Annotated in this window: 7 protein-coding genes; all 7 read left to right on the forward strand. The window is 67.3% G+C overall.

Features of this window, described 5'->3' with window-relative positions:
* The 7 genes from ACWC5O_RS38000 to ACWC5O_RS38030 all read left to right on the forward strand — a co-directional run bounded on the left by ACWC5O_RS38000 (position 1) and on the right by ACWC5O_RS38030 (position 9,507).
* Entirely contained in the window at positions 1 to 1,179 is a 1,179-nt protein-coding gene (locus ACWC5O_RS38000; protein WP_450589810.1) for a sialidase family protein, read from the forward strand.
* Positions 1,180 to 1,678: 499 nt separating this feature from the next.
* Entirely contained in the window at positions 1,679 to 2,065 is a 387-nt protein-coding gene (locus ACWC5O_RS38005; RefSeq protein WP_450589811.1) for an SseB family protein, read from the forward strand.
* Positions 2,065 to 2,652 (forward strand): hypothetical protein, encoded by a 588-nt coding sequence (locus tag ACWC5O_RS38010; RefSeq protein ID WP_450589812.1) that lies wholly within the window; start codon positions 2,065 to 2,067, stop codon positions 2,650 to 2,652. Before ACWC5O_RS38005 ends, ACWC5O_RS38010 begins: the two co-directional genes overlap by 1 nt.
* The gene (locus ACWC5O_RS38015) at positions 2,652 to 7,343 is read left to right on the forward strand and encodes a putative T7SS-secreted protein (RefSeq protein ID WP_450589813.1); all 4,692 of its coding nucleotides are present in this window, start codon (positions 2,652 to 2,654) and stop codon (positions 7,341 to 7,343) included. Before ACWC5O_RS38010 ends, ACWC5O_RS38015 begins: the two co-directional genes overlap by 1 nt.
* Positions 7,333 to 7,836, forward strand: a complete 504-nt coding sequence (locus tag ACWC5O_RS38020) for an Imm50 family immunity protein (RefSeq protein ID WP_450589814.1) — start codon at positions 7,333 to 7,335, stop codon at positions 7,834 to 7,836. Before ACWC5O_RS38015 ends, ACWC5O_RS38020 begins: the two co-directional genes overlap by 11 nt.
* Complete coding sequence (locus ACWC5O_RS38025) at positions 7,727 to 8,230, forward strand: Imm50 family immunity protein (RefSeq protein ID WP_450589888.1); 504 nt, start codon at positions 7,727 to 7,729, stop codon at positions 8,228 to 8,230. Before ACWC5O_RS38020 ends, ACWC5O_RS38025 begins: the two co-directional genes overlap by 110 nt.
* A 23-nt stretch (positions 8,231 to 8,253) precedes the next feature.
* The gene (locus ACWC5O_RS38030) at positions 8,254 to 9,507 is read left to right on the forward strand and encodes a DUF1266 domain-containing protein (protein ID WP_450589815.1); all 1,254 of its coding nucleotides are present in this window, start codon (positions 8,254 to 8,256) and stop codon (positions 9,505 to 9,507) included.
* The last annotated feature ends 414 nt before the right edge of the window (positions 9,508 to 9,921 follow it).

The raw sequence follows: 9,921 nt of genomic DNA on the forward strand, positions 1-9,921 counted from the left end.
GTGATCCCGCTGAGCCGCGCCTTTCTCGTCGCCACCGCGTTCCTCACCCCGCTCACCGCCGTCCACCCGGCCCACTCCACACACGGCTGCGTCTCCTCCGTGCCGTACGTGGGCGGGAGGGGCGGCTACGACACGTACCGCATCCCCGCGACCGTCGTCACCCGGCGCGGCACGGTCCTGGCCTTCGCCGAGGGCCGGCACACGGGCACCGCCGACAGCGGCGACATCGACGTCGTCCTGCGCCGCTCCACCGACGGCGGCTGCACCTGGGGCCCGACGGCCGTGGTGACCGCCGGGCAGGGGAACACCCGGGGCAACCCGGCACCCGTGGTCGAGCCGCGCTCCGGCGCGGTCGTCCTCGTGACCTCGTACAACGGCGGGACGGTGACGGAGGCCCAGATCATGCACGACGAGGTCACCCCCGAGCAGAGCCGCCGGGTGTTCGTCCAGCGCAGCCGGGACGACGGCCGCCACTTCACGTCTCCGAGGGAGATCACGGCCGAGGTGAAGCCGCCGGACTGGCGCTGGTACGCCACCGGCCCCGGCCACGCGCTGGCGCTCACCCACGGCCCGCACGCCGGCCGCCTCCTCGTCCCCGCCAACCACTCCGCCGCCCCGCCCGCGCGCTCCCCGGACACCGGCCAGGGGCCCAGGTACGACGGCGGCCACGCGATCTACAGCGACGACGGCGGCCGTACCTGGCAGCTGGGCTTCGTGGACGACACCTACGACGGCCTGACCAACACCAACGAGTCCAGTGCCGCCCAACTCCCGGACGGACGGGTGTACTTCAGTGCGCGCGACCAGCACGGCAGCGCTCCCGGCAACCGTCTCGACACCTATTCCGACGACGGCGGCGAGACCGTCGAGCGACCCTTCGCCGTCCAGCGCACGCTGAACGACGTCCCCGTGGTCGAGGGCAGCGTCCTGCAACTCCGGGGCGGCACGGCCCCGCTGCTGTTCTCCGCCCCGTCCGTGCCGACCGCCCGCCGGGCGATGGCCCTGTGGTCCAGCACGGACGCAGGCCGGACCTTCACCAAGGCGCTGACGCTGTCCTCCCGGTGGGCCGCCTACTCCGACCTCGTGCAACTGGACGACGACACTGTCGGGGTCCTGTACGAGACGGGGGTGGCAGGGGCGTACGAGACGATCGAGTTCCGGCGGGTGCGGTTGCCCTAGCAGCACCCGCCGGACGGGGGGGGCGGGGGACGGCGATCAGAATCGCCCCGGATACAGCCTCAGTTGACGGTCCTTTGACCCACTGTTGGTCCGGCGAACGTTGCTCGCGTCAGCCCGTGCGTGTGAGTATTGAAGATCGTTCGCGGAATGAAAATCAGCCGAACGTATCGAGATATTTTCAGTGGGGGAAAGCGCTGTGGCCAGCGCTGAGTCGACGGGATCCACGGGGGCGACGGGCGAGGCCGAGGTGCATCCGCCCAGGTCGGCGCTGACGGACATTGCGGAGCAGACGGTTCTGCACGCCGGTAGCGCGCCGCTGCCTTCTGCTGATGCGCTCTCTGTGGATCAAACGCACCTGGAATCAGCCGCATTAGCCACCGCGAAACAGTCCGCAGTGGATGCCGCAACGACGACCGAGTCTCCGACAACGGCCGCCCAGGAATCCGGCGCCACACAGTCGGCCGGCCGGACAGACGCGCCGCTCTCTGCGGAACAGGCCATGCGGCTCAGGGCTCACCGGCGCCGGTTCCACGCTCGCCTGGGGGAGTTCCGACGTCGCCGCGTTCTCGTCCCGTACGGGGAGAACGGTGCGGCCCTGACGGTGGAGATGCACGGGGCACGGTGGCTGCTCGCATTCACCGACGAGGCCGCGCTCGCGCGATATGCGAGGGCGCGTGGGGAGGACCGGGCCTGGCGGTACCGGGAGGTGTGGGGCGCCGCGGTGCTGGACGCAGGGGTACCGGCGGTGACCGAGACGACCGGGTTGCCGTGCGGGGTGTTGGTGGACGCCGGCGACGGCGAGCGGGGGCTGGTGCTGCCACCAGTCGTCGGGATCGTGCCGGAAGCGGTCGCTCTGGACGGGCCGGACACGGGGGAGGAACGGTAATGACGACGCCGAGTGGAGGCGGACAGCCGGACCTGCAGGTGCAGGGGCTGAAGTCGATCGCCGAGGGCATCAACAAGGCGCTGAGCGAGATGGATTCGCTGGGTGGGATGAAGGGCTGGGCGGGCGCGGGGCGTGGTTTCACCGGCCTGGAGATGGACGGCATGGACGTCGGTGACGACCACCTGGGCGCGATGCTGCACACCTTCTGCGAGCGCTGGCAGTGGGGGGTGCGCGATCTGATGCAGGAGGGCAACGCGCTGGCCGAGGGGATGGGCCTGGCGGCCGGCACCTTCCACCAGACGGACGAGTACGTGAAGGGCTCGCTGAAGGTGGCCTACAACTCCGTGGTCGGGGATCCGTTCGCCTCCAACGACAAGGTGGAGAAGGAGAGCCTGGACCAGATCAACCATGCCGCGGCGACGACGGGTTACGGCGCCAAGGACCGCGACAACCTGGTCAACTCCGTGAAGAAGACCGGGAAGGGCATGCTCACGGACGTGGAGACGAGCGAGGGCGTGCCGGGCAGCCCGATCCCGATCACGCCGTCCATCGTGCGGGACGTGACCGGGACGGGTGACGGCAACTGATGTCTCTCACGGGGAAGTTCAACAGCGCCCTGGGGTCGCTCAAGTCCGGCTACGACCACGTCAAGCGGGCGACGGGCCATGTCATCGACGAGGGCGCCCATGGCGTGGGTGACGCGCTCGACTGGGCCGGTGCGCACGGAGCGGCCGACAAGGTCGACGACTGGGGCGACTCCACCGCGTCCAAGCTGGGCGCGCACGTGGACGAGCAGCAGCTGGACGAGACCGAGGACCCGAAGGAGCTGATCCACGGCAACCCGGGGAAGCTGCGCGAGACGGCGGGGCATCTGCGGAACTTCGCGACGTCCTTCGGTGCTGTCGCGACCGGTATGAAGAGTCTCGACTCGTCGGAGTTCAAGGGCGAGGCGGCCGAAACCTTCCGCGAGAAGTTCGCCTCGCACCAGGTCAAGTGGCAGCGGGCTGCGGAAGCCTGTGGTGAGGCGGCATCGGCGCTGGAGAACTTCGCGCACACGGTGGAGTGGGCGCAGGCCCAGGCGCGGGAGGCGGTGGCGAAGTACCGCGAGGGCAAGGCCGCCTCGAAAGCCCACCAGCAGAAGGTGCAGACGTACAACGACGCCGTCGATGCGGGCGACAAGGACCCCGGGCCCAGGCCCTCGGAGCAGGACCCGGGCGACGAGGCCAAGCACGCGGCCGAGCAGATCCTGGCCGCTGCCCGACGTCAGCGCGACCACCTCGCTGGGGAGGCCGCCGACCGCGTCAAAGCCGCGCTGCAGCACGCCCCACACGAGCCGTCGGCCGTGAACCAGCTCAAGCTCGACGGCGCGGATGTCCTGGATGCCGCCAAGACCGAGGACATGCGCTTCTTCGGCGGTTTCATGCGCGGACTCGGCGACCTGAACAACCTGGCCCGCAACGCGAACCCGCTCGATCCGTACGCGATCACGCATCCCTACGAGGCGCTCCAGGCCAAGGTGGAACTGCTGGGCGGTGCCGTCCATATGGTCACCCACCCCACCCAGACCGCCGACGGCCTCTGGAAGTCCTTCCTCGAGGACCCGGGCGGTGTCGGTGGCGAATTCGCTGCCCAGTTCATGATCCCGGAGGCGGGGGCCGAAGGGGTGGCTGCGGATGGCGTCCGGGTTGCGGAAGACGGGGCCAAGGGGGCAGAAGGGGCCGAGGAAGCGGCGGCCGGGGAACGCGGGGCGGCGGGGGATGAGAAAGCAGGTGAGACCACTGCCCGGGACGAGGTGAGCGAAGACCCGGAGGAGCCCTCGCGCCAGGACAAGGACAGGAAAGACTGCGGCGACCCGGTCGACGTGGCCACCGGCAAGATGTTTCTGGCGCAGACGGACGCCCTCCTCCCCGGGGCGCTCCCTCTGGTCCTGAAGCGGCGCGTGGAGTCCGGCTACCGACTGGGCCGCTGGTTCGGCCCGTCCTGGTCCTCCACCTTGGACCAGCGCCTGGAGATCGACACCGAGGGAGTCGTCTTCGTCACGGAGGACGGCCTGCTCCTGGCGTACCCGCACCCGGCCCCCGGCCTGCCCACCCTCCCCAGCCACGGCCCGCGCTGGCCCCTGGACCGGGTGGACGGCGGCTATACGGTCATGGACCCGCAGACCCTTTGTACGTGGCACTTCGCCGACCGCGGCGAAAGCCTGGCGGTGCTGGAACAGATAGACGACCGCAACGGCAACTGGATCACGTTCGAGTACGACGCGGAGGGCACCCCGCTGGCGGTGGTCTCCAGCAGCGGCCAAGGCATCCGCATCACAACGGATTCCGGCCGAATCACGGCCTTCCACCTGGCTGCCACCGGCGAGGAGCTGAAGCGCTACGGCTACACGGACGGCAACCTCACCGAGGTCATCAACTCCTGCGGCCTGCCCTTCCGCTTCGCCTACGACGAAGCCGGCCGGATCACCTCGTGGACGGACACGAACGACCGCAGCTACGCCTACGAGTACGACGACAAGGACCGGTGCACAGCTCAAGGCGGCCCCGCAGGCCACATGTCCATGCACCTGTCCTACGAGGACCCCGACCCGACGACCGGCCTCCGCACCACAACCGCCACTACCGGCGAGGGCCACAGCTGGCGCTACATGGTCAATGACGCCTGGCAGGTGGTGGCCGAGACGGACCCGCTCGGCGCGACGACCCGATACAGCCGCGACCGCTATAACCGTCTGCTCTCGCAGACGGACCCACTGGGCCACATGACGACGTTCCGCTACGACGACGAGGGCAACCTGACGTCAGTCGTCCGACCCGACGGCCGCGAGGCGAAAGCGGAGTACAACGACCTCGGCCTGCCGGTGAAGGTGGTCAACCCGGACGGCACGTTCGTACGCCAGACGTACGACGAGCGCGGGAACCGCACGTCGGTGACGGACCGGGCGGGCCAGACCACTCACTTCACGTACACGGAGGCGGGCCACCTGTCCTCCGTGGCCGACCCCCTCGGCCATACGACGACCGTGTTCTGTGACCGCTCGGGGCTTCCCCTTGAGGTGACGAACCCGCTGGGCGCGACCACCCGTTACGAGCGGGACGCCTTCGGCCGTCCGACGGCGATTACGGATCCCATTGGAGCCACGACGCGCCTGGAGTGGACGGTCGAGGGCCGTCTGTCTCGCCGTACTGCACCGGACGGCACGACCGAATCCTGGACGTACGACGGCGAGGGCAACTGCACCAGCCACACAGACCCCGTCGGCGGCGTCTCCCGCTTCGAGTACACCCACTTCGACCTGCTGACGGCACGCACCGGCCCGGACGGAGTCCGCTACGAGTTCGACCACGACAGCGAACTGCGTCTGACGAAGGTCACCAACCCGCAGGGGCTGAAGTGGACGTACGAGTACGACGCGGCGGGACGCCTGGCGACGGAAACGGACTTCGACGACCGCACCCTCACCTATACGCATGATGCGGCAGGCCGCCTCACCTCGCGCGGAAACGTTCTCGGCGAGGTCGTGTCCTTCGAACGGAACGAACTGGGCCAGGTGACCCGCAAGGACGCGGCCAGCCAGATCACGACCTATGCCTACGACCTCACGGACCAGCTCGCTCAGGCGACCGGCCCGGACGGTACGACGCTTACGCTGCTACGTGATCGCTATGGCCGCCTGCACTCGGAAACGGTCGACGGCCGCACACTGAGCTACACGTACGACGCGCTGGGGCGCCGCACAGGCCGCACGACCCCCACCGGGGCCACGACAACCTGGTCCTACGACGCAGCCGGGCGCCGCACCGGCATGGTGGCCTCGGGCCGCGCCATCGACTTCACCTACGACGAGGTCGGCCGCGAACTCTCGCGCCACATCGGCGAGACGATCGTGCTGGAGCACGCCTTCGACGCCTTGGGCCGTCTGACCACCCAGTCGGTCACCGGCGCCGAGGGCCGCGCGGTCCAGCACCGGACTTACACCTATCGCGCCGACGGCAACCTGATCGGCATCGACGACCAGCTCACCGGCTCCCGCCGCTTCGACCTGGACGCAGTCGGCCGTGTGACGGCGGTCCACGCGGTCGGCTGGACAGAGCGGTACGCGTACGACGAGGCGGGCAACCAGACGCAGGCGACTTGGCCGGCCGACCATCCTGGCCAGGAGGCGGTGGGCCCCCGTACCTACATTGGCACCCGCATCACCCGAGCGGGCAACGTCCGCTACGAACACGACGCTCTCGGCCGCGTCACACTCCGACAAAAGACCCGCCTGTCCCGCAAGCCCGACACATGGCGCTACGAATGGGACATCGAGAATCGGCTGACGTCGGTTACGACCCCGGACGGCGTTCGCTGGCGCTACACGTACGACCCCCTGGGCCGCCGGACAGCGAAGTTCCGTCTTGCGCCAGATGCCCAGACGGTCGTGGAGCGGGTTGACTTCACCTGGGAGGGTAGGACCCTCTGCGAACAGACCTCAGTGTCTGCTGACCTCCCGAATCCGGTCACCCTGACTTGGGATTACCGGGGCCTGCGCCCCCTGGCTCAAACGGAACGCATCACCACAGCCGAGGCACCGCAGGACGCGATCGACTCCCGCTTCTTTGCCATCGTCACCGACCTCGTGGGCACCCCCAGCGAACTCATCGATGAACGCGGCGACATCGCCTGGCGAACCCGCAGCACGCTGTGGGGTACGACCACCTGGGCAGCGAGTAGCGCAACCTACACGCCTCTACGATTTCCTGGGCAGTACTACGACCCGGAAACCGGCCTCCACTACAACTGTTTCCGTCACTATGACCCGGAAACGGCTCGCTATCTCACACCCGACCCCCTCGGACTCTCGCCCGCACCCAACCCCGCCACGTACGTCGTCAACCCGCACACCGGGAGTGACCCTCTCGGGCTGGCGCCGGATGAGTGCCCCAAAAAAGTCGGCCGGACTTTCGAGGAGCAGAAGGCGAAAGCGCTGCGCGACGCTGGGATTCCGGAGGGCGCCGAGCCTCTAGAGGTGAACGAATGGGTGCCGGCCACGGGGCCGGAATGGATGGGGTCCAAGCAACTCATGACCGAGGATAATCAGCCCATCTACTACACGGAGGAAGTGTACGAGCACCCCAATGGGCATGACCTTATAGTGTTCCAGGACCACTGGTTCGGTCATCAGAAGCCTGGTGAGGCAGGCTACCAACCACCCCATGTCCATGTGCGCCCGTACGAGGACACTCGTAATGGGCAAGTCCCCGGGGCCGAGGAGCACTACTATTATGACCGTTGATGAATTTATCGTAAACCCGGATGTGCTGCGCGTCGCTTATGGGCACATGCCTAAGCTGGAGGGGTGCATAAGGTTTCGATCACTCAACTTGAATTGGCGTGGGCCTACATTGATCATCCGCGCCGATCTCCCGCGGTTTCCTGATCCGGCACCACAGGACTGGGTGATTTCGGGCTTTGATACAGTCCAGTGTCATCTGAGATTCCTGGCGGTCCGGAATCTGGCCATCCACTCATGGGAGCCGCCAGCTTTTGGCTGCCTGAAGGCAACTCCTCGAACAGAGGAAAGAAGCCTTCATATTGATATCAACGGCGACGGAATGAATCTCGCATTCGACTGCAGCGACTCAGTGGCGATCGGCCATGTCAGTGCCTTCAGGGTCGATGCTGACGGCTCGGACCAAGGTTCACGTTCATTCGCAGGTCGAATCGACTCCCGTCGGTACAATTCCCTGCCAGAGGTCTGGGAGAAGAGCTACTTTGAGCGCATCTGAATGGCAGAGATTCCTTGCGGACCCGTATTTCCTGGGCGAGCTCTACGCGGACAGTCCGCCATCCCTCGATGAATGTGAACTATTCTATGTTCACGTAGACGAACGAGATGACTCCGTAACTCTCGGGTTCGACACAGGGCGCCTTCCGTCACACCCTGCTCCAGAATGGCACGAAAAGCCCTATAATCGCTTCGAGTTTTATCTGCTGTTTTCCGGAGTAATGGATTTTCGAGTCGGCAAGTGGACTGATACAGAGGCCCGGGAGGTCGACATTACGGTCACACCCGGGGGTGTGATTTCAGTTTCTCTGGGGCGTGACGACTCCGGTATCAATTTTCGCGCTTCATCGATGCGCTTGGTTCACACCCGTGTCTACCTTGCCGCTGACTCCTGATCGTCTGAGAGGCAGAGAGCTTCATGTCGTTTGGTCCGCCGCCGGCAGGCTTCGGAACCCCAGCACCGTCTGCCTGGACGCCGCCGACGGAGATCGAGCAGGCCTTGTCCGAGGCCAAGTCGCGTGAGGACTGGGCCGCCTACTTCGATACCCTCGCGCTGGAACCACTGTATTTCGAGATACAGCGGGACAAGGCAGACACCAACCCGGACACGACATACTCGGTCTTCGGGCACGACCCACGTGCCGGCGGCGCCATCTGGGCTGTGTACACGGTAGGCATGCTGCCCGCCCCTGAACCGCATCGGGTGTTCCACCGCAGCCGCCTCGGATGGTTCGCCGAGGCATGGAAGCCGGGGCGTCCGCCGTGGATCGTGGTCAATCAGGGCAGTCCCTGTGAGGCGTTCCTCCCGGCGGCGCCACCGCACTCCAACGCCTGGGCTCAGCACTACCGGACCAATGGCCCCCTGAGAGTCCCCCGCAGGCTGCTCACGCTCCGGGTCGGCGGCCCGCTTCACGGATCCGTCGCCCACGGCCTCGCCTGCGGCGCGCTCCTGTGCGTCAGCAACGACTCCGTCTGGAACGCCATGGCCTGGCACGGCACCGGGTATCTGAACGAGCGCAAGCGGCTTCGCGAATGGTGGGGCATCACCACCCGCGAGGAGTGGCAGGACTACCTCCGCGACCTCCTCGCCTGCGAGCAGCACAGCTCGGTCTGGGATTTCGCCCTCGATCTGCGCCGGACCATCGCCCGGGATTTCGGCGGGCACGTCGACCTGGGGTACTGGCGGCAGGCCGCCGCCAACGTCATCCGCGCGAAGTCCGAGGGTTCGATCGTGGTGTCCGAAGATGGCGTCACCACAACCGATCCCCGACCGGAGTCCGAGGTCGAGGCCCGCGTCGAGGGTGTGCAGCGGCTCATCGGGCGTATCACCCGCTACGAGGCCCGGATGCGTGCCGACGGTGTGCTCGACGAGAACCAGTACGTGTCGTCCCTCGACGCCTGGGATCTCGGTCGCGCCTCGAAAATGGCCCGGTGGGGGCTGGGTGCCCGGTTCGGCACACTCGCAGAGGCCGAGTCCGCCGTCATCAAGGCGGGGCGAGCGGCCTCCCTGTCCTACAAGTCCTGGCAGGACTTCTCCGCCGGCTACATCCTCGGCCGCTGTCTCCACTTCGATGACGAGGAGTTCGGGGACTGGTATCAGGACATGGTGGAGGCCCACCGGATCCTGATGTCCGACCCCGGCAGTCCTTGGCTCAACATTCCATTCCGGTGACCGTCTCGGCGAACAGCATCCTCGACGCATCTTTTTGAGAGCCTGGGCAACGAGTGGCAGATCTGTTCCACCGCGGAAACACAGTCAAGCTTCTGACCCGTGCCTTTCCCAGACCTTCTGGCGCAAATCTTCCACCCACCGTCTACGTGGGGCGGGCGGGGCGCTTGTGACGAACGGGGCGGTCGCCGCACCCACCCGGCGTACGGGCCGCCGGCAGCCACGGGCCTGCACCCGCTGTTTCCACCCGGCGTGCCGCCACAGCGCGCCCGCGCCCCCTCGGTCAACGGCACGAACGCAGCCCACCCCAGGGGTCAACAGGGCCAAGCCGCCCAGTTTCCCCGGGCCGCCCGCTCGCTTCTTCCCCGTGCTGGAGCGAGCCGTGTCAAGGGTCGGCCGCAGGCCGATCGCCGAAGG

This window comes from Streptomyces sp. NPDC001450, from assembly GCF_053597295.1.

Excerpts from the sequence above, each read along its gene's own strand:
- ACWC5O_RS38005 (WP_450589811.1), top strand. The coding sequence starts at position 1,679 with ATGCGGCTCAGGGCTCACCGGCGCCGGTTCCACGCTCGCCTGGGGGAG.
- ACWC5O_RS38010 (WP_450589812.1), top strand. The coding sequence starts at position 2,065 with ATGACGACGCCGAGTGGAGGCGGACAGCCGGACCTGCAGGTGCAGGGG.
- ACWC5O_RS38015 (WP_450589813.1), top strand. The coding sequence starts at position 2,652 with ATGTCTCTCACGGGGAAGTTCAACAGCGCCCTGGGGTCGCTCAAGTCC.
- ACWC5O_RS38020 (WP_450589814.1), top strand. The coding sequence starts at position 7,333 with ATGACCGTTGATGAATTTATCGTAAACCCGGATGTGCTGCGCGTCGCT.
- ACWC5O_RS38025 (WP_450589888.1), top strand. The coding sequence starts at position 7,727 with ATGCTGACGGCTCGGACCAAGGTTCACGTTCATTCGCAGGTCGAATCG.
- ACWC5O_RS38030 (WP_450589815.1), top strand. The coding sequence starts at position 8,254 with ATGTCGTTTGGTCCGCCGCCGGCAGGCTTCGGAACCCCAGCACCGTCT.